Below are 19,031 nucleotides of genomic sequence, written 5' to 3' on the forward strand. Positions count from 1 at the left end.
AGGCGCGACGTTCCAGGGAATGCCCCCGTCTCAGCGCGGAGCGATGCGCCGGGCCATGGGCCGCACCGTGGCGCAGGCCGGCGTACCGTCCGCGCCGGTTCCGTCGATCGTCGTTTCGATCACGGCATCGCCCTGCATCGCACGATCCAGCAGCGCATCCCCGATGTCGTGGATGTCGATCTTGATCCTGCGCGACCAGGGAGACGCCGGATCGCCGGCCAGCTGGCCCACCCGGATATAGACGAACCGCCGGACCGGACCTTCGCGGCGCACCTGCTCCCCGAAGAATTTGGGGCCGGGGGCCACGCGGATCGGGACGTCGAAGACCAGGGCTTCGCCGCCGAGCGAGCTTTTCGGGTCCAGCGGAAGGTCGTCCTTGCCTTGCAGGCTGTGGAGCACGCCGATCACCGGCCGCTCGATGACGATCCGCAGGGCGATGTCGGTCTGATCCGCTCGGGCCATGGCGCGCGCGATCCCTATTTGCTCTCGAAGACGTCGCCGGGTGGCAGGCCGGCGCGCAGGCCGGTCGGGCTCTGCAGCCATTGCAGCGCCCGCTTGTCATGGCCGAGCGTCGCGTACCAGAAGGCCAGCGTCGTCGCGATCACCGTGTTGCGGATGTGCGGGGTCGGCTCGCCGTTCAGCGTGGTGCGGAACAGCTGGCCCGCGAACATCTCGTGGGTGCCGTCCTTCAGCACCAGCAGATATTTCTCGCCCGGCGGCATCAGCCGGAAGGGCTGCTGCCGCTGGAGCGCGGTGATCGGCGTGACGAAGGGCACCGCGTCGGCGGTGCCGGTGATCGACAGGAACGGGATGCGGATCGTCGCGAAGGCGCTCTCGGGCGATCCGGTGAGCGGGGGCGAGGGGCTGAGGCCGACCGCCGCCCGCACCCTGGGATCGCTCAGCGGCGGCTCGATCTTGACCGGGAAGCTCTGCCCCGCGATCGCCTGGATGGTCTGGGCGCCGAAGCTGTGGCCGGCGACGCCGATCCGGTTGAGGTCGATCCGCTGGAGGTCGCACGGCCCTTCGAGCAGGCGCCGGCCGAGCTCGCCGATCACGAACTGGATGTCGCGCGCGCGGGCGGCGAGCTGCTCGCCGTTGAGCGCCGACTTGAAGCCCGGCTTGCCGAAGATCGCGCTGTCGCTGCCCTCATGCTGGATGTTGACGACCGCGAAGCCGCCCTCCGCCCAGGCATGCGCCCAGATCGTCCCCGCGTCGAGCGAGCCGCCGAGGCCGTGGCTGAACAGGATGACGCCGACCTTCTCGCGCCCGGCGGGCATGCGTATCCGCACCGGCACCGGCCGGCCGCGCGTGGCGTCGAGCCACACCCCCTCGCACAGGGTGATCGGCGATGCCGCATGGGCGGCGGTGGCGCCGATCAGCGACAGACAGAATGCAGCGAACGACCTTACCAGACCCATCGCCGCCTAGGTGGCGCAAATCGGGGCGGCTGGCCAGTCCCGAAACAACCCGGAACAGGGGGTTCCGGAACGAAAAAGGGGCCCCGCCGTGGCGGAGCCCCCATTTTCCGGTGCGGTCCTTCGGATCAGAAGGAGAAGCGCACGCCGACGCGGATCGCATAGAGCGACTGGCTCGAATAGATCGTGTCGGTCGGCTGGGTGAACTGCGAATATTGATACTGGGCGCAGGTCTGCGACGAGTTGGTCGCCTTGGTCCCCTTGCCATTGGCGTTGCCGGCCGTGGTGAGGCAGGCGACGCGAATCGGCGCGGAGGTGTAGGGGAAGGCGTATTCGCGGATCTGGCCCCACTTCTTGTTGATCAGGTTGGTGAAGTTCTCGATGTCCGCGAAGAAGGTCACCTTCGAGTCGCCCAGGCCCGTCGGCACTTCCTGCGACAGGTGCAGGTCGAAACGGGTGAACCACTTGGAGTTGAACTTGTTGCGCGGCGCGATCTTGCCCTGATACTTCTCCAGGCCCGAGGTCCGGACGAAGTTCTCGAACGCCGCCTGGGTGGCGTCCGAGTCGTAGGAGACCAGCGGATCGCCGCCGATCTTCGGCACGTAGAGCAGGTAGCGCGAACCGCTGCCGACCGTGCCGAACACCGGGCTGCGGCCCGACGACGGGTCGAACATGGTGTAGCTGTACGGACGGCCGATGCGGGTCTCGCCGAACAGCGAGATCGTCGTCTTGTTGTCGCCGAAGAACTCACGCTCGAACGACAGGTTGTACTTGATGTTGTACTTCACCTGGTCGTTCGAGATGCCGTAGGCGGCGCCGTTGGCGTCCAGGAAGGCGCCGTTGCCATAGTTGGACGACGCGGTCGACGAGGTCGCCGGCGCCTGGTCCTTGATGTCCTGATAGGTGAAGCGGATGCCGGCCGACAGGCCGAAATCCCACGCCTTGTCCAGGCGGGCGACGGCGATGTAGCTGCGGCCCTTCTTGGTGTTGGTCAGGAAATAGTCGGCATTGCTGTCGTTGAAGCCGAGCAGGCCGGTATAGCGCTGGCGGCCGTCGGGGGTCAGCGATCCGGCGATCGGCACCGAGCGGATGTCGGTGAAGAACACCTGGTTGCGGACCTTCGAGTAGAGCAGGTCGAGGCCGAACTGCCAGTCGTCGCCGAGGAAGCCGAGGTTCGCGCGATAGTCGAACGACATGGTGGCGCGCCACTGCGACGGGATCTTGAAGTTCGGATCCAGCGCGTTGGTGGTCGAGGCCGCGATGATCGAGCCGTTGGCGATATACTGGTTCACCGCGTCGCGGATCACGGTGCCGTCGACGCCGACCAGCGCCGCGCCGCCGACCGTGGCCGCCCCGGCGCCGGTCAGCCCCGGCACGTTGAAGCTGCCGTCGTTGTTCATCCGGATCGTCTGGGTGTTGGTCAGGATGCCGGTGTTCGAGAAGCTGTTCGACACATAGACGTCGGGCGCGCCGCCGCCGAAGATGCCGCCGCCGCCGCGCACCGCGAGGCGCGAGGTGGGCTTCCAGTCGAAGCCGAGGCGCGGCTGCAGCAGGCCGCGGCCGTTGAGGTAGGAGATGTTGTTGAAGCCGTAGCGGTTCAGGAAGTTCGGGTTGAACGCCGGCCGGCTCTCGCCGCCGTACAGGTCGTAGCGCAGGCCGTAGGACAGGGTGAAGGTCGGATCGGGACGCCAGGTGTCCTGGAGGCCGAAGGTGTAGGTCTGGTAGCTGAACTTGGCGGCCGCGTCGTCGGGATCGAGCGACGGGATCGCGTTCTGATATTGCAGGCTCTGCGCGTTGCCGGCCTGGAAGTCGGCGATCGAGTCGAAATAATAGTTGCCGGCCGTGTTCTGCAGGAAGGCGTTGAACACCTTCACATGCGAATATTCGGTGAAGGCGCGGATGTCATGGTCGCCCCGGGTCAGGCGCGCCTGGAACGAGCCGCCGAAGGTCTCCGTGTTGAGCGCGTTGGTCTGGCGCGAATTGTCCGGGCCGATCGACACGATCGGCACGCCCGACGGGCAGCTCGTCGCCTCGGTGTTGCTGGTCGGCGTGCCCGAGCCGCGGTCGGAGGTCGGCGCGGTGCAGACCCGGAACTGGGCGAAGCCGCGGCCCATCAGCGGGTCCTGCAGGCGGACATATTTCTTGTAGAAGCCGCGCGCCTCGGTCGAGAAGTCGTCCGACCAGTCGGAGTTGAGCTGGAGCACGCCGGTGTGCAGCTTGTTGCCCTGGACATAGGCGTTCGACGAGAGGCCGAGGCCGGGGGCCGAGGTGCCGGTGTTGACGTTGTTCGTCAGGTAGATCTGATCCTTCGCATAGGCGTAGGTCAGCGAGAGGCGCTGCGTTTCCGACAGGTTGGCGTCGAGCTTGGCGACCAGGCGGTCGTCCTTGTCGCCGTTGGTGTTGAGCACCTCGCCCGCGTCGTAATTGTAGCGGCTCTTGGCGATGTCGACGACGTTGTCGACCATCGCCTGGGTCAGGTTGGGGATCGCGGTGCCGGCATTGTTGTCGCCGGGGCCCTCCGAGATCGGGCGCGGCGCGCGGATGCTCTCGCCGGCGACCATGAAGAACAGCTTGTCCTTGATGATCGGGCCCGACAGCTCGGCGCCGTAATTCTTGTAGGTGAAGTTCGGCAGGGTGACCTTGCCGGTCGGGACGCCGGGCCCCTTCTTGGTCTTCTTGCCGCTCAGCTCGTCCGACGAATAGGCGTAGAAGCCGGTGCCCTGGAAGTCGTTGGTGCCCGACCGGAGCACGATGTTGATCACGCCGCCCTGGAAATTGCCCTCGCGGACGTCATAGGGCGCGACCTTGGTCTGGAACTGGCCGACCGCGTCGAGCGGGATCGGCGAGCGGCGGCTGGGAAGGCCGTCCGGGTTGAGGCCGAAATTGTCGGTGATCGGCACGCCGTCGACGGTGAAGCGGTTGAAGCGGGCGTTCTGGCCCGCGAAGGAGACCGCGCGGCCGCCCGAGGGGGTGTCGTCGAGCCGGGCGAACGGGTCGCGGCGCATCAGGTCGCGGATGTCGCGGTTGATCGTGGCGACCTGCGCGATGTCGCTGGTGGTGAGGACCGTCGCCGGCCCCTGCGAGACGGTGCGGGCGTTCTTGATGCTGCTCGCGGTGACGATGATCTCCTGCCCGCCCTGTTCGGCGAGCTCGATCGGCAGCGAATAGGGCTGGCCGATCACGGTGTGGATGTCGGTGACCTGCGAGGTCGGATAGCCCGGCGCGTTGACGACGACGGTGAAGGGGCCGCCGATGCGCAGGCCGTTGGCGTTGAAGCTGCCCGAGCCGTCGGTGGTCAGCGTCGACCGGGTGCCCGACGGCACATGGGTGATGGTGACGGTCGCACCGGCGACGGGCGCGCCGTTCGCGGTGACGTTGCCCTGGATCGACGAGGTGGTTTCCTGGGCGAGGGCCGGAGCGCTCGCGACGATGGCGACAGCGATTGCGCCCGCGGCGCAGCCGAGATTGAAGTTCCGCATTGTAGGTCCCCTTTTTCGCACCGGGCGATGGACATTCGGTTTGTGCGGCGCACCAGAAAGACTGGTCGATGACACCGTCATCGCCACTTTTTCGTGCCCCTCGCCTGTGCTGTTATGCCCCATTCATTACCGTTCTGTGGCGGTCGGTTCAACCTGGGTTCATACTTTCAACAATGTCAGGATAGTGGCGGAATTCCGCGCTGCACTGCGAATAAGATTACGAATCCGAAATGATGCCGGGCGAATCGGCGGGCTGGTTCCGGCGCTGGGCCACCCCGTCTGCGGCGGCGGCGGATGGGGGCCTCACACCGCCAGTCGGGTGGTCAGCTTGACCTCTTCCAGCACCGCATAGGTGCGCGTCTCGCGCACCCCCGGCATCGCCGTCAGGATGTCGCCCAGGAAGCTGCGATAGGCCGACATGTCCGACACGCGGACCTTGAGCAGATAGTCGAAGCCGCCCGCCACCATATGGCATTCCATCACCTGCGGTACGCGGCGGACATGGTCGGAAAAGGCGCTGAACACGTCGTCGGTGGTGCGGTCGAGCAACACCTCGATGAAGATCATCAATGCCTGATCGAGCTTCTCGGGGTCGAGCAGCGCGGTATAGCCGGTGATCACGCCGCGCTCGCGCAGCCGCTTCACCCGGTCGAAGCAGGCCGCCGGCGACAGGCCGCAGCGCTGCGCCAGCGCCTGGTTGGTGATTCGGCCGTCCTCCTGCAACGCCCTCAGCAGGCGGCGGTCGGTCTCGTCGATCGGAACATGCTTCGGTTCGGCCGCCATAATCCGGTTATCCATTCGGAGTGTGCCATCATAATATGAAGCACCTTCGGCAAGATTGGCAATATCATGGAGATGTATCGGGAATCATCGCCGATCGCCGGAGGATGTGATGGCCAGCCTGCTTTCGAATTGGGACATGATCGACGCCGGCAAATATGCCGATGAGGGCGAGGTGGTGCGCACCCTGCTCGAGCGCCAGCCGCTCGGCCCGCGGGACCGCGCCGACGTCGTCGCCGAGGCGACCGCGCTGGTCGAGGGCGCGCGCGGCGCGACGAAGAAGCAGGGCGTGGTCGAGAGCTTCCTCCAGCAATTCTCGCTTGGCACGCGCGAGGGGCTGGCGCTGATGTGCCTGGCCGAGGCGCTGCTGCGCACCCCCGACGCCGACACCCGCGACCGGCTGATCGCCGAGAAGATCGGATCGGCCGACTGGGCCAGCCATCTCGGCCAGTCGGACAGCCTGTTCGTCAACGCCTCGACCTGGGGGCTGATGCTGACCGGCCGGCTCGTCGACGTCGACGAGGAGGCGAAGAACGACCTGGGCGGCTTCCTCAAGCGCATCACCGCCCGGCTCGGCGAGCCGGTGATCCGCCAGGCGGTCGGCGCCGCGGTCAAGATGATGGGCGAGCAGTTCGTGCTCGGCCGCACCATCGGCGACGCGCTCGCCCGCGCCAGGCGCGAAGGCTATCTCTGCTCGTTCGACATGCTGGGCGAGGGGGCCCGCACCGCCGCCGACGCCGCGCGCTACGAGAAGATCTATGCCGATGCGATCGAGGCGGTCGGCAAGGCGGCGGATGGCGCCGGCCCCGAACTCGGCCATGGCGTCTCGGTCAAGCTGTCGGCGCTGTCCCCCCGCTATGAGGCGGTGCAGGAGGCGCGCGTCTGGGAGGAGCTCTATCCGCGCGTCAGGCGGCTCGCGCTGATCGCCGCGCGCCACGACCTCAACTTCGCGATCGACGCCGAGGAGGCCGACCGGCTCGTCATCTCGCTGAAGATGATCGAGCGGTTGGTGAAGGAGCCCGAGCTGGGCGAGTGGAAGGGCCTCGGCGTCGTCGTCCAGGCCTATCAGAAGCGCGGCCTGGCGGTGATCGGCGCGCTGCGGGCGCTGGCAGAGGGCAGCGGGCGGCGGATCATGGTCCGGCTCGTCAAGGGCGCCTATTGGGACAGCGAGATCAAGAAGGCGCAGGTCGCGGGCCGGCCCGACTATTCGGTCTTCACCACCAAGGCGGCGACCGACCTCTCCTATCTGGTCTGCGCCAAGGCGCTGATCGACGCGAGCCCGGCGCTCTATCCGCAGTTCGCCAGCCACAACGCCCACACCCTGGCGGCGGTGCGCGGCATGGCCGACGGCGCGGGCGTGACGATCGAGCATCAGCGCCTCCACGGCATGGGCGAGGCGCTCTACGCCGCCGCCGGGAAGCGGTACGGCGAGCTGCGCCTGCGCGCCTATGCGCCGGTCGGCGGGCATGAGGAGCTGCTCCCCTATCTGGTCCGCCGCCTGCTGGAGAACGGCGCCAACACCAGCTTCGTCCACGCGCTGCTCGACGAGCGGGTGCCCGCCGAGCTGGTGGTCGCCGATCCGATCGCGGCGGTCGAGGCGCATCCCCGGCGCCACGCGCGGATCGCGCTGCCGGCCGACATCTACGGCCCGTCGCGCCGCAACCCGCCCGGCCGCGACTATTCGCTGGTCGAGGCGCGGGGGCTGGCGGCGAAGACGGCCGTGCTGACCGCGGGCGAGCGCGAGACCTCGGGCGCGATCATCCGGGGCCGGCTGATTGCCGCCGCCTCCGATCCGGTGACCAGCCCCGCCGATCGCGGCCGGGTGATCGGCTATGCGTCGACCGCGACCCCCGCCGACATCGACCGCGCGATCGCGGCCGCGCGCGCCGCGCAGCCCGGCTGGAACCGGCTGGGCGGCGCCGGTCGCGCCGCCGTGCTGCGGGCGATGGGCGACGCGCTGGAGGCGGAGATGGACCCGCTGATCGCGCTGCTCTCGCTGGAGGCGGGCAAGACGCTCAACGACGGCGTCGCCGAGGTCCGCGAGGCGGTCGACTTCTGCCGCTATTATGCGGACCTGGCCGAGCGGCAGTTCGGCGCGCCGGCGGTGTTGCCGGGGCCGGTGGGGGAGACCAACCAGCTCGAACTGGCCGGGCGCGGCGTCTTCGCCTGCATCAGCCCGTGGAACTTCCCGCTCGCCATCTTCACCGGCCAGATCGCGGCGGCGCTGGCGGCGGGCAACGCGGTGCTCGCCAAGCCGGCCGAACAGACCCCGCTGGTCGCGGCGCGCGCCGTCCGCCTGTTCCACAAGGCGGGGCTCGACCCCGACCTGCTGGCGCTGCTGCCCGGCGACGGCGCCACCGTCGGCGGCGCGATCGTCAACCATCCCGGGATCGATGGCGTCGCCTTCACCGGCGGCACCGAGACCGCCTGGGCGATCAACCGCCAGCTCGCCGCGCGCAACGGGCCGATCATCCCATTCATCGCCGAGACGGGCGGCCTCAACGGCATGTTCGTCGACACCACCGCGCTGCGCGAGCAGGTGGTCGACGACGTCGTCCTGTCGGCCTTCGGCTCGGCGGGCCAGCGCTGCTCGGCGCTGCGGCTGCTGTTCGTGCCGCGCGACAGCGCCGACGAACTGGTCGCGACGCTGAAGGGCGCGATGGAGGCGCTCGTCATCGGCGATCCGGCCGATCCCGCGACCGACGTCGGCCCGGTGATCGACGCCGAGGCGAAGGCGGCGCTCGCCGCGCATCGCGAGCGGCTGTCGCGCGAGGCGGTGATCCTGCATGAATGCGCGGCGCCCGAGGGCGGCGACTTCTTCGCGCCGCTGATGGCCGAGATTCCCGCCGCCGACTATCTGGAGCGCGAGGTGTTCGGCCCGATCCTCCACATCGTCCGCTACGATCCGGCCGATCTCGCCAAGGTCGCGGGGCGGCTCGCCGCGCGCGGCTATGGCCTGACGCTCGGCGTCCACAGCCGGATCGAGCGCTTCGCCGAGGAGGTGCGCGAGCTGGTGCCGGCCGGCAATGTCTATGTGAACCGCTCGATCATCGGCGCGGTGGTCGGCGTCCAGCCGTTCGGCGGGGAGGGGCTGTCGGGCACCGGCCCGAAGGCCGGCGGTCCGCATGCGCTGCTGCGCTACGCGACCGAGCGGGCCTTGTCGGTGAACATCACCGCGCAGGGCGGCGACCCGGCCTTGCTCAACCTCTGAGGGGATGGAGCGGGCGCGGTCGCGTTGCGGGTGGCGAACATCAGCAGCCGGCCGAGCAGGCTCCACTGACAGCTTCCGATGTTATGCATAAGCGTGACCACTATCCTTCCGCCCGGCCCTATTGCATGACTGCATGACGGCCCCATGACAGCGGGCGGCAGGGGATTGGGACCGCAATGCTGATCGCGGCAGGCGCGCTGCTGGGGGTGATCTTCGGCAGCTTCATCGCGACGATCGTCGTCCGCTGGCCGCAGGGCCGGTCGGCGGCGCGCGGCCGTTCCGCCTGCGACGGGTGCGGCGCGCCGCTCGGCCCGGCGCGGCTCGTGCCCGTCCTGAGCTATGCCGTGCAGCGTGGCCGGGCGGCCTGTTGCGGCGGCCGGATCGACCCCGTCCATCCGCTCGCCGAGCTGCTCGGCGCGGCGATCGGCGCGATCGGCGTGGCGGCAGCCCCCGATCTCCAGCAGGCGATCGCCGGGGCGTTGTTCGGCTGGCTGCTGCTCGCCCTGGCGCTGCTCGACCTCCGCCATTTCTGGCTGCCCGACCGGCTGACGATCGTGCTGGCGCTGGCCGGGCTGGTCGTCGGACTGGCCGGACTGCCGCCCGATCTTGCCGACCGGCTGATCGGCAGCGTGGCGGGTTTCCTGCTGCTGGAGGCGGTGCGCCACGGCTATCGCCGGTTGCGCGGCCGCGACGGGATGGGGGGCGGCGACCCCAAGCTGTTCGGGGCGATCGGCCTGTGGCTCGGCTGGCGCATGCTGCCGATCGTCCTGCTCGGCGCGGCGCTGGCGGGGTTGGCGGCAGCGCTGCTCCTGTCGCTGGTGGGCCGCCGCCTCGGCGCGACCTCGCGGCTGCCCTTCGGCCCCTTTCTGGCGCTCGCCGCGTGGGGCGCCTGGGTCGCCGCCGCGATGGGGGCGATCGGGTAAGTTGTTCGATTATGGACAGGATTGCGCTTGCCCGAGCGGCCGGTGCCCCTAAACAGGGCCCCGTACAGGGAGGGCTTATGACTGTCAGATGGATCGCGGCCGCGCTGGCGCTGGCCGCTACGGGCGCATCGGCGCAGACCGATCTCGCGACCGCCTTCGGCGCGCGCGAGCAGATCGAGCAGATCAGCCTGTCGCCCGACGGATCGCGGCTGGCCTATGTCGTCCCGACCGCGGGGCAGGGCTCGGCGCTGCTGACTTTCGCGCCCGGGATCGACAAGGAGCCCAAGGTCGCCTTCGCCATGAACGGCGAGCCCGATCGCCTGTCGGACTGCAACTGGATCGCCAACGACCGGCTGGTGTGCGGGATATGGGGCCTCGCCCAGCCCGCCGAGTTGGCCAATGCGGGTATCATCCCCTATTCGCGGGTCGTCGCGATCGACGCCAATGGCGGCAATCCGCGCATGCTCAGCGCGATGCACAACAGCAATTCGCGCGGCTACAACCTGCGCGGCGGCGAGGTGATCGACTGGCTGCCGGAGGAGGATGGCAACGTCCTGATGACCCGCAACCAGCTTCCCGACTCCCGCCTGGGCACGCGCCTGGGCAAGAGCGAGGAAGGCATGACGGTGGACAAGGTCGACACGCGCACGCTCAGCTCGTCGCGCGTCGAAAGCGCCCAGCAGGATGTCTCCACCTATATCAGCGACGGCCACGGCACGCTGCGGATCAAGGCGATCCAGCAGAATGAGGGTGGCCGCGACAGCGGCGTGATCCGCTATTATTACCGGCAGGCGGGCAGCAAGAAATGGGAGCCGCTGTCCGATTACAACTATGTCACCGAGGATGGGTTCGAGCCGGACTCGGTCGATTATGAGCGCAACGCCGTCTATGGCTTCCGCAAGAAGAACGGCCTCAAGGCCGTCTATCGCATCGCGCTCGACGGATCGCTCAAGGAGGAACTGGTCTATTCGCGGCTCGATGTCGACGTCGATAAGCTGATCCATATCGGCCGGCGCAACCGCGTGATCGGCGCCAGCTATGCCACCGATATCCGCCAGGCGGTCTATTTCGACGCGGACCTCGCCAAGCTCAGGGACTCGCTGGCCAAGGCGCTGCCGGGGCAGCCGATGGTCCGCATCGTCGATTCGAGCATGGACGAGAAGAAGCTGCTGATCTGGGCGGGCAGCGACAAGGATCCGGGCGTCTATTATATCCTCGACCGGACGACCAAGCAGATGGCGACCTTCCAGCCGAACCGGCCGCAGCTCGAAGGCGTCCAGCTCGCCGAGATGAAGCCGGTGTCCTATCCGGCCGCCGACGGCACCATGATCCCCGGCTATCTGACCCTGCCGGCCGGCAGCGCGGGCAAGAACCTCCCCGCGATCGTCATGCCGCATGGCGGCCCCGGCGCGCGCGACACATGGGGTTTCGATTGGCTGGCGCAATATTATGCGGCGCGCGGCTTCGCCGTGCTGCAGCCCAATTTCCGCGGGTCGACCGGCTATGGCGACGACTGGTATCTGCAGAACGGCTTCAAGTCCTGGCCGACGGCGGTCTCCGACATCGGCGACGGGGCGCGCTGGATGATCAAGCAGGGGATCGCCGATCCCAGCAAGCTCGCGGCGGTCGGCTGGTCCTATGGCGGCTATGCGGCGCTCCAGTCGGCGGTGGTCGACCCCGCCTTGTTCAAGGCGATCGTCGCGATCGCCCCGGTGACCGACCTGCCGCTGCTCAAGGAGCAGTCGCGCTGGTGGAGCGATTATCGCCTCGTCAGCGACTTCATCGGATCGGGACCGCAGGTGCTGCAGGGATCGCCCGCGCGCAACGCGGCGCAGATCAAGGCCCCGGTGATGCTGTTCCACGGCACGATGGACCGCAACGTCAATGTCGAGCAGACGCGGGTGATGGACCGGGCGCTGGCCGCGGCCGGCGTCCCGCACAAGACGGTGATCTTCGAGAACCGCGACCACCAGATCGAGGACGGCGCGATGCGCGCACGGATGCTCCGCGACAGCGATGCCTTCCTGCGCCAGTCGATGGGGATGTGATCGGTTAGGTCAGGCCGGGTTCGCCGCCATCGTCAGATAGGCGGTGTAGCCGACATGGTCCGACAGCATCGATCCGTCGGCCTCGCGGCCGAACGGGGTGGCGATGCGGCGCACCGTCAGGTCGGCGGCGGCGCCGGGGATCAGGAACTGCCAGTCCTTGGCGCGACGGCGCGCCTCGCGGGCGTCGGCGGACAGGCCGTCGCGGCAGACGCCCGTGCAGGCCGACAGCGCGTCGGCCGGCGCCGTGCCGTGGTGGCGCGCCAGCACCTCCATCACCATCGTCCGGCGCGCGGCGCTGCGGCCGATGTTGAAGTCGCCGCCGACGATCATCGGCATGCCGGGGACATGGTTGGCCGCCAGGAAGCGGTCGAGCGCCGCCACCTGCTGGCGGAAGGCGGCGTCGGCGCGCTCGATCGCGACGCCCGAGGCGCGCTTCGAATTGAGGTGGAGGTTGACCACGGCGATCGGGCCCGGCGCGCCCGGCACCGCGACCACCGCCATGACCATCCCCTTGTTGGCGAGGCAGTCATAGCCGGCGCAGGCGGCGGCGGGGAAGGCGGCGCGGCGCACCGACAGGATCGGATAGTCCGACAGGATGACGAGCCCGCTGTCGAGCAGCTTGCCGCTCCGCTCGCCCTTCAGGAAGGAGGCCTCGGCCGCGAAGGCGCGATCGGCGGGGGAGCGCGTCGGCGGACCGGCGAGGGCGTCGTCGGGGCCGAAGGCGGCATAGCGATGGCCCGATGCCGCGCGGATCGCCTTGGCGTCGTCCGAAAAGGCCTCCTGCAACAGCACGACGCGCGGCTGGGCGCCGGTCGCGCGCAGCGCCGCCAGCCGTTCGCCGATCCGCGCCAGCGCGTCGCCGCGCCCGAAGCGGGCGGGCCAGGGCGCCTCGACATTATAGGTCATCACCGACAGGCCGGCGTCGCCGTGTGGGGCGGGATAAAGGGCGGCTGCTCCCGCGCCGCGCCGCGCGGGCGAGCAGCAGCAACAGGCTACCCAGCAACAGCACGAGCGCGCCCTGCCGGCGGGACAGGCCCCGCCGCACGATCCCGTCCATCGATGATCCTCCGCATGTTCGTCGGCGCGGCACGCACCCCTCGGCCGCTGCGGTGCGCCCCCTATGCCCGAGGACGGCGAAGATTTTTTGACGGGCGCGTTGCGCTTCCTGTCGGATCGTGGGTCAGTTCCGCGTCGTAGAGGCAGGCGGTTGCACGGCCGTCGCGCGGACGCGATCATGGGGCGCTGCCGGACAAGGAGATGGGCATGTTGTACGCGATCCTCTGCTATGATTCCGAAGAGGTGGTCGGCGCCTGGAGCGCGGAAACCGAGACGGCGGTGATGGCGCGGTTGGGCGCGGTGCAGGACCGGCTTCGCGCCGAAGGGCGGCTCGGCCCCGTCGCCCGGCTGATGCCGACGACGGCGGCGACCACGGTGCGCAAGGGTGCCGAGCCGCTGGTGCTCGACGGCCCCTTCGCCGAAACCAAGGAACAGCTCCTCGGCTTCTACGTCGTCGATTGCGACAGCCTCGACGCCGCGATCGAGGTCGCGGCCGAACTCGGCCGGGCGAGCGGCTCGGCCGGCGCGCACGAGGTGCGGCCGCTGATGCTCTACCGGCCGGGCGAGGCGCAGGTGGAGGCTTCGTGACCGACCTCGCCTGGATCGACGCGGCGCTGGCGTCGGCCCGGCCGCGCGCGGTGGCCGCGCTGCTCCGCTATTTCCGCGACATGGACCTGGCCGAGGAGGCCTATCAGGAGGCCTGTTTGCGCGCGCTGGCGCGCTGGCCCGAGCAGGGGGCGCCGCGCGATCCCGCCGCCTGGCTGATCCTGGTCGGCCGCAACAGCGGAATCGATGCGGTGCGCAAGGCGGCGCGGACCGAGGCGCTGCCGCCCGAGGACCAGCTTTCCGACCTCGACGATGCTGAGGCCGGGCTCGCCGACCGGCTCGACGAGGGCCAGTATCGCGACGACATATTGCGGCTGCTGTTCGTCTGCTGCCATCCCGACCTGCCCGTCACCGGCGCGATCGCGCTGGCGCTGCGCATCGTCTCCGGCCTGACCGTGGCGCAGATCGCGCGCGCCTTCCTGGTCGGCGAGAAGGCGATGGAGCAGCGCATCACCCGCGCCAAGGCGCGCATCGCCGACAGCGGCGTGGCGTTCGAGACGCCGGGGCCGATCGAGCGGGCCGAGCGGCTGGGGGCGGTCGCCGCGATGGTCTACCTGATCTTCAACGAAGGCTATTCGGCGAGCGGCGCGGAGGCCGGCGCGCGCGAGCCGCTGTGTCGCGAGGCGATCCGGCTCGGCCGGCTGCTGCTGCGGCTGTTCCCGTCCGAGCCCGAGATCCTCGCGCTGGCCGCGCTGATGCTGCTCCAGCATGCGCGTAGTGCGGCGCGGCTCGACGGGGAGGGGCAGGTCGTCCTGCTCGAGGATCAGGATCGCGGCCGCTGGGACGGCGCGATGATCGCCGAGGGGCTGGCGCTGCTCGACAAGGCGATGCGGCATCGCCGGCCCGGCCCCTATCAGGTGCAGGCGGCGATCGCGGCGCTCCACGCGCGGGCGAAGACCGCCGCCGACACCGACTGGGCCGGGATCGAGCGGCTCTATGCGACGCTCGAACGGATGCAGCCCTCGCCGGTGGTGACGCTCAACCGGGCGGTCGCGCTCGGCCGGCTGTCGGGGCCCGAGGCGGCGCTCGACCTGATCGCGCCGCTCGGCGAACGGCTCGACGGCTATTTCTATTATCATGGCGCGCGGGGCGCCTTCCTCGATCAGCTCGGCCGGGCGGAAGAGGCGCGCGCCGCGTTCGGCCGGGCGATCGGCCTGGCCGGCTCGGCGGCGGAGGCGGCCTATATCCGCCAGCAGCTCGATCGGCTATCGCAGCCCAAATAGATATGGCCAGATAAATGCGGACCGGCTGTCGGATCGGACGCGCCGCCATCGTCGTACCGACGCAGACGATAGGAGATGCCAGATGCACGACCTCACCCTGACCCGCCTGATCGACGCGCCGCGCGACAAGCTGTTCCGCTGCTGGACCGATCCCGAGCTGATCCCGCTGTGGTTCTGCCCGCCGCCCTGGGGCGTGTCGAAGGCCGAGGTCGATCTGCGGCCCGGCGGTTCGTGCCTGATCGTGATGCGCGGTCCCGAAGGGCAGGAGATGCCCAATCCCGGCGTCTATCTGGAGGTCGTCCCGAACGAGAAGCTGGTCTTCACCGACGCCTTCACCAGCGCCTGGGAACCGTCGGAGAAGCCGTTCATGACCGGCATCCTCACCTTCGCCGACGAAGCCGGCAAGACCCGCTACACCGCGACCGTCCGCCACTGGACCGCCGAGGACAAGGCCCAGCACGAGGCGATGGGATTCCATGAGGGCTGGGGCATCGCGACCGACCAGCTCGAGGCGCTGGCCAAGCGGATCTGATTTCCACGCCGTTCACTCCGCACGTCATGCTGAACTTGTTTCAGCATCCACCGGGAGGCTTGGCTATGCCGTAGAGAATCCTGCGGCGTGCAGGCCGGCTATCTCATAACCCGTCCAAGTTGCTGGGTGGATGCTGAAACAAGTTCAGCATGACGGTCCCTCGACGGACCCCGGTTGGGGGTGGGCTGCGATCGACGGCCAATGGGGGGAAGCCGGATCGCGTCACGGGGCCGTGTGCCCACCCCCCGCCCCGCCGCAGGGATCCGGCGGGGAGTTCGGTTCAGGCGAGCCGGCTGCGCCGGCCCTCGCCGCGGAGATAGGCGAGCAGGCCCTGCGCCTGGCCGCGCGAATAGCCCGAGGCCAGGAAGCTGCCGACGTCGTCGTCGCCCAGTTCGTCGGCATGGTGGCGGGCCAGCGAGGCGAAGCGGCGCAGGCTTTCCAGCCGCGGATCGGCGAGCGGACGGGCGAGGCGGACGCCGAGCGCCCATTCGACGAAGCGGCCGAAGCGGCTGTGCGGCGCGATCTCCCGCGTCGCGTCGATGCGCTCGGCGAGGCTGATCACGCGGAGTTCGGTGGACGAGAACAGCCCCGCGTCGGAGGCCGTCGCCGTCCTGCTTTCCCCATCGAGGGGGGTGAAGCCCAGATAGGCCATGGCGTTGTGTCCCCTGACAAGATGTGACAGATCGGTACGTGGTATGAACAGGCACGTACCGCTCGGTCACATTTTCGTCAAGCCCAAGCGCGCCATCGGGGCAAACTTATTCTGTCAGCCCTGACAGAAAGGCTGAGGCGATCGGATTGCTGCGTTTGATCCGATACCATGCCGAAACGATAGCTATTGCGCCTTCCGCTAAAAGGTCCATATTTTGGACCAAATAATCCGTCGCGACTCGCGAGCCGATCGCCGGCTTTCGCGCGGGGCGTCAAAAGGCCAGGAAAAAGGGGGATATGGATGCGCAATTCCAGCAACAGGAAGCATCTCTCGCGGGCGTCCGGTGCCGGTGCGGCCTTGCTGCTTTCGCTGGCGATCGCAACCGCGCAAGCGCGGGCCGAGGATTTCGCGATCACCCATGTCTCGGTCATCCCGATGGACCGGGAACGGGTGATTCCGGACCAGACGCTTCTCGTCCATGACGGCCATATCCTCCGCTACGGCCCGGCCGCCTCGACGCTGCCCCCGAAGGGCGGCAAGCTTATCGATGGCCGTGGCCGCTATGTCATTCCGGGCTTGAGCGACATGCACGTCCACATCCCGGTTGGCGGTCCGACGATCAACGGGTCGGCCGAGGGGAGCGTTTCCCCGGATGCCGCGCGGGCCTTCCTCGACCTGTTCATCGCCAACGGCGTTACCACGGTCAGGAACATGGCAGGCGGCGAGCCTCACCTCCTGCTCCGGGACGCCATCAATGCCGGGAAAGTCGAAGGGCCGCGCATCTTCACGGCATCGGCGATCATGGACGGAGACCCCCCGCTCACCTCCTATACCATGGCTTTCGGCAAGCCGGACGCCGCGCGTGCCTATGTCCGATGGTCGGCGCGGAAAGGGTTCGATTTCATCAAGGTCTATTCGACGCTGGGAACCGATGTCTTCGACGCCGTCGTGGACGAGGCGGGGAAGCAGAAGCTGCCGATCACCGGCCACCTGCCTCAGCTCGTCAGCTTCGACCACGCCTTGCGGGGCATGCGGTCGATCGAGCATCTCTCCGGCTTCGACGTGGCATTCTGGCCGGACCCGTCGAAGGTCTCGGCTGGCATTCCCGATCTCTATACGGGCTTCGCTTTCGGCACGACGGCAAAGATCGAGGAGCTCGTGGCGAAGGTGAAGAAGGCCGGCGTCTGGAACGATCCGACACTTGTCGTCTACGATCGTCTTACCAACGAGCTCGATCGCGAGAAGCGGCAGGGCCTGCCGGAGGGCAGATATCTTCCGGCCGAGCTGCGCGATGACACTCTCTTCAACCAGGTGTTCGACGCGCGGCACCGGTCGAACCTGGAAGGCAGTCGATCCGTTCGGCTGGCCATCGTCAAGGCATTGAGCGACGCCGGTGCGCCATTGCTCACCGGCACCGATTCACCGGCGCTGGTGGTCGTGCCCGGCTTTTCCCTGCACACCGAGCTCAAGCATTTCGTCGAAGCCGGACTGACGCCCTATCAGGCGCTTGCCGCCTCGACGGCCGAGCCGGCGCGCTATCTCGATCGCGTCGGGCAGTTCGGAACCATCGTTCCCGGCGCCAGCGCGGATCTGGTGCTCCTCGCGGCAAATCCACTCGAAGATATCGACAATGCCGACCGCATCGAGGGAGTGATGGTGCGCGGCCGCTGGTATCCCAGGCAGGAGATCGATGCGACGCTCGAGGCCCATGCGGCGAAATTCGCGCCACCCGAATAGGAGCGTATCGCTTCCGCCTGACGCCGAACGCCGCTCGCCATCTCGACGGAGCGGCAATGGATTCCGATTTGCGTCAGGGTGAGGATGTTGCGGTGTGGAGCGCTCGGCTCTCCATCCCCGATCCCGCATCGATATCCGCCGATGCTACATTTTTATGTCAGTTCGGTGACGATATGGGGCCAGGACAGGCCCCATCGCCGCCGCATAAGGCGATCCGGTGTAACATTGCTGTAACAGCCCGGGATTAAGCGAGCCCTCGCGCCGGAAGGACTCCGGCATCGGAGAATCTTTCATGCTCAAGCATTTCGTCGCCGCGCTGAGCGCTGGCCTGGTCCTCGCCTCGGGCATGGTTTCCCCCGCCCATGCCGCCAACATCTCGGGCGCGGGCGCGACCTTCCCCGCGCCGCTCTATGCGAAATGGGCGGAGACCTACAAGGCGACCACCGGCATCGGCCTCAACTACCAGGCGATCGGCTCGGGCGGCGGCATCAAGCAGATCAAGGCGAAGACCGTCGATTTCGGCGCGTCGGACAAGCCGCTGAAGCCGGACGAATTGGCGGCCGCAGGCCTCTACCAGTTCCCGACCGTGATGGGCGGCGTGGTTCCGATCGTGAACCTGCCCGGCGTCAAGCCCGGCCAGATCAAGCTGACCGGCGCGGTCCTCGCCGACATCTTCATGGGCGGCATCCGCAAGTGGAACGATCCGCGCATCGCGCGGCTCAACCCCGGCGTGAAGCTGATGCCGATGCCGATCACCGTCGTCCATCGCTCGGACGGCTCGGGCACCTCCTTCCTCTTCACCACCTATCTGGCGATGAAGAACCCGGTCTGGGCGAAGAAGGTCGGCGCCAGCGACGCCGTGTCCTGGCCGACCGGCATCGGCGGCAAGGGCAATGACGGCGTCTCGGCCTTCGTCAAGCAGACGATGGGCTCGATCGGCTATGTCGAATATGCCTATGCCAAGCAGAACCGGGCGACCTTCGTCCTGCTGCAGAACAAGGCGGGCCAGTTCGTCGCTCCGGGCGCGGCCAATTTCGCCGCCGCTGCGGCGGGCGCGCAATGGGCCAAGGCGCCGGGCAACTATGTCCTGCTGCTCGACCAGCCGGGCCCGAAGACCTGGCCGATCACCGGCGCGACCTTCATCCTCGTCTATCGCAACCAGGCCGATCCGGCGACGGGCGGCAGCGTCCTGAAATTCTTCGACTGGGCCTATAAGGCGGGCGATGCCTCGGCGGCGCAGCTCGACTATGTGCCGCTGCCGGCGGCCGTGAAGACCCTGGTCCGCAAGCAATGGTTGACCAGCGTGACGGCGGGCCGCAAGCCCGTCTATGTTCCGCGCTGAGCCGCGACCGGCGCCACAGATGCGGGA

General features: G+C 68.5%; 14 protein-coding genes. 8 read left to right on the forward strand and 6 right to left on the reverse strand.

Annotated features, from left to right (window positions below):
- Positions 1–30: 30 nt before the first annotated feature.
- The 4 genes from HRJ34_RS00820 to HRJ34_RS00835 form a co-directional block, all read right to left on the reverse strand.
- The gene (locus HRJ34_RS00820) at positions 31–462 is read right to left on the reverse strand and encodes a DUF5990 family protein (protein WP_029995168.1); all 432 of its coding nucleotides are present in this window, start codon (positions 460–462) and stop codon (positions 31–33) included.
- A 14-nt stretch (positions 463–476) separates the two neighbouring features.
- Positions 477–1,418 carry an alpha/beta hydrolase family protein gene (locus tag HRJ34_RS00825; RefSeq protein ID WP_011951961.1) on the reverse strand — a complete coding sequence of 314 codons (942 nt, stop codon included), beginning with the start codon at positions 1,416–1,418 and terminating at the stop codon, positions 477–479.
- 125 nt (positions 1,419–1,543) lie between these two features.
- Positions 1,544–4,894, reverse strand: a complete 3,351-nt coding sequence (locus HRJ34_RS00830; protein WP_011951960.1) for a TonB-dependent receptor — start codon at positions 4,892–4,894, stop codon at positions 1,544–1,546.
- A gap of 303 nt (positions 4,895–5,197) precedes the next feature.
- Entirely contained in the window at positions 5,198–5,677 is a 480-nt protein-coding gene (locus tag HRJ34_RS00835; protein WP_029549135.1) for an Lrp/AsnC ligand binding domain-containing protein, read from the reverse strand.
- A 109-nt stretch (positions 5,678–5,786) separates the two neighbouring features.
- Between HRJ34_RS00835 and putA the strand changes: the two genes are divergently transcribed.
- The 3 genes from putA (at position 5,787) to HRJ34_RS00850 (ending at position 11,856) form a co-directional block, all read left to right on the forward strand.
- Positions 5,787–8,885 carry a bifunctional proline dehydrogenase/L-glutamate gamma-semialdehyde dehydrogenase PutA gene (putA, locus tag HRJ34_RS00840; protein WP_208633095.1) on the forward strand — a complete coding sequence of 1,033 codons (3,099 nt, stop codon included), beginning with the start codon at positions 5,787–5,789 and terminating at the stop codon, positions 8,883–8,885.
- A 176-nt stretch (positions 8,886–9,061) separates the two neighbouring features.
- Positions 9,062–9,808 (forward strand): prepilin peptidase, encoded by a 747-nt coding sequence (locus HRJ34_RS00845; RefSeq protein ID WP_208633096.1) that lies wholly within the window; start codon positions 9,062–9,064, stop codon positions 9,806–9,808.
- 77 nt (positions 9,809–9,885) lie between these two features.
- Positions 9,886–11,856: an alpha/beta hydrolase family protein gene (locus tag HRJ34_RS00850; RefSeq protein WP_208633097.1), complete on the forward strand. Its 1,971-nt coding sequence runs from the start codon at positions 9,886–9,888 to the stop codon at positions 11,854–11,856.
- A 9-nt stretch (positions 11,857–11,865) separates the two neighbouring features.
- On the opposite strand, the gene HRJ34_RS00855 is transcribed toward HRJ34_RS00850, so the two are convergent.
- Positions 11,866–12,762 (reverse strand): endonuclease/exonuclease/phosphatase family protein, encoded by an 897-nt coding sequence (locus HRJ34_RS00855; RefSeq protein WP_226949224.1) that lies wholly within the window; start codon positions 12,760–12,762, stop codon positions 11,866–11,868.
- 357 nt (positions 12,763–13,119) lie between these two features.
- Between HRJ34_RS00855 and HRJ34_RS00860 the strand changes: the two genes are divergently transcribed.
- From HRJ34_RS00860 to HRJ34_RS00870, 3 genes are all read left to right on the forward strand, one after another.
- Positions 13,120–13,500 (forward strand): YciI family protein, encoded by a 381-nt coding sequence (locus tag HRJ34_RS00860; RefSeq protein WP_011951954.1) that lies wholly within the window; start codon positions 13,120–13,122, stop codon positions 13,498–13,500.
- A complete protein-coding gene (locus tag HRJ34_RS00865; protein WP_208633098.1) occupies positions 13,497–14,741 on the forward strand; it encodes an RNA polymerase sigma factor in 1,245 nt (414 codons plus the stop codon). Before HRJ34_RS00860 ends, HRJ34_RS00865 begins: the two co-directional genes overlap by 4 nt.
- Before the next feature lie 82 nt (positions 14,742–14,823).
- Positions 14,824–15,273: an SRPBCC family protein gene (locus HRJ34_RS00870; protein WP_011951952.1), complete on the forward strand. Its 450-nt coding sequence runs from the start codon at positions 14,824–14,826 to the stop codon at positions 15,271–15,273.
- A gap of 280 nt (positions 15,274–15,553) precedes the next feature.
- On the opposite strand, the gene HRJ34_RS00875 is transcribed toward HRJ34_RS00870, so the two are convergent.
- Positions 15,554–15,925: a hypothetical protein gene (locus HRJ34_RS00875; protein WP_208633099.1), complete on the reverse strand. Its 372-nt coding sequence runs from the start codon at positions 15,923–15,925 to the stop codon at positions 15,554–15,556.
- Positions 15,926–16,225: 300 nt separating this feature from the next.
- Between HRJ34_RS00875 and HRJ34_RS00880 the strand changes: the two genes are divergently transcribed.
- Together HRJ34_RS00880 and pstS are read left to right on the forward strand one after the other, a co-directional pair.
- The gene (locus HRJ34_RS00880; RefSeq protein WP_208633100.1) at positions 16,226–17,662 is read left to right on the forward strand and encodes an amidohydrolase family protein; all 1,437 of its coding nucleotides are present in this window, start codon (positions 16,226–16,228) and stop codon (positions 17,660–17,662) included.
- A 292-nt stretch (positions 17,663–17,954) separates the two neighbouring features.
- Positions 17,955–19,004: a phosphate ABC transporter substrate-binding protein PstS gene (gene pstS / locus HRJ34_RS00885; RefSeq protein WP_016746644.1), complete on the forward strand. Its 1,050-nt coding sequence runs from the start codon at positions 17,955–17,957 to the stop codon at positions 19,002–19,004.
- The last annotated feature ends 27 nt before the right edge of the window (positions 19,005–19,031 follow it).

The organism is Rhizorhabdus wittichii, from assembly GCF_017607425.1.
Classification (GTDB): domain Bacteria; phylum Pseudomonadota; class Alphaproteobacteria; order Sphingomonadales; family Sphingomonadaceae; genus Rhizorhabdus; species Rhizorhabdus wittichii.

Bases quoted from the DNA above. Each gene is read 5' to 3' on its own strand.
- HRJ34_RS00820 (WP_029995168.1), bottom strand. From the start codon at position 462: ATGGCCCGAGCGGATCAGACCGACATCGCCCTGCGGATCGTCATCGAG.
- HRJ34_RS00825 (WP_011951961.1), bottom strand. From the start codon at position 1,418: ATGGGTCTGGTAAGGTCGTTCGCTGCATTCTGTCTGTCGCTGATCGGC.
- HRJ34_RS00830 (WP_011951960.1), bottom strand. From the start codon at position 4,894: ATGCGGAACTTCAATCTCGGCTGCGCCGCGGGCGCAATCGCTGTCGCC.
- HRJ34_RS00835 (WP_029549135.1), bottom strand. From the start codon at position 5,677: ATGGCGGCCGAACCGAAGCATGTTCCGATCGACGAGACCGACCGCCGC.
- putA (WP_208633095.1), top strand. From the start codon at position 5,787: ATGGCCAGCCTGCTTTCGAATTGGGACATGATCGACGCCGGCAAATAT.
- HRJ34_RS00845 (WP_208633096.1), top strand. From the start codon at position 9,062: ATGCTGATCGCGGCAGGCGCGCTGCTGGGGGTGATCTTCGGCAGCTTC.
- HRJ34_RS00850 (WP_208633097.1), top strand. From the start codon at position 9,886: ATGACTGTCAGATGGATCGCGGCCGCGCTGGCGCTGGCCGCTACGGGC.
- HRJ34_RS00855 (WP_226949224.1), bottom strand. From the start codon at position 12,762: ATGACCTATAATGTCGAGGCGCCCTGGCCCGCCCGCTTCGGGCGCGGC.
- HRJ34_RS00860 (WP_011951954.1), top strand. From the start codon at position 13,120: ATGTTGTACGCGATCCTCTGCTATGATTCCGAAGAGGTGGTCGGCGCC.
- HRJ34_RS00870 (WP_011951952.1), top strand. From the start codon at position 14,824: ATGCACGACCTCACCCTGACCCGCCTGATCGACGCGCCGCGCGACAAG.
- HRJ34_RS00875 (WP_208633099.1), bottom strand. From the start codon at position 15,925: ATGGCCTATCTGGGCTTCACCCCCCTCGATGGGGAAAGCAGGACGGCG.
- HRJ34_RS00880 (WP_208633100.1), top strand. From the start codon at position 16,226: ATGCGCAATTCCAGCAACAGGAAGCATCTCTCGCGGGCGTCCGGTGCC.
- pstS (WP_016746644.1), top strand. From the start codon at position 17,955: ATGCTCAAGCATTTCGTCGCCGCGCTGAGCGCTGGCCTGGTCCTCGCC.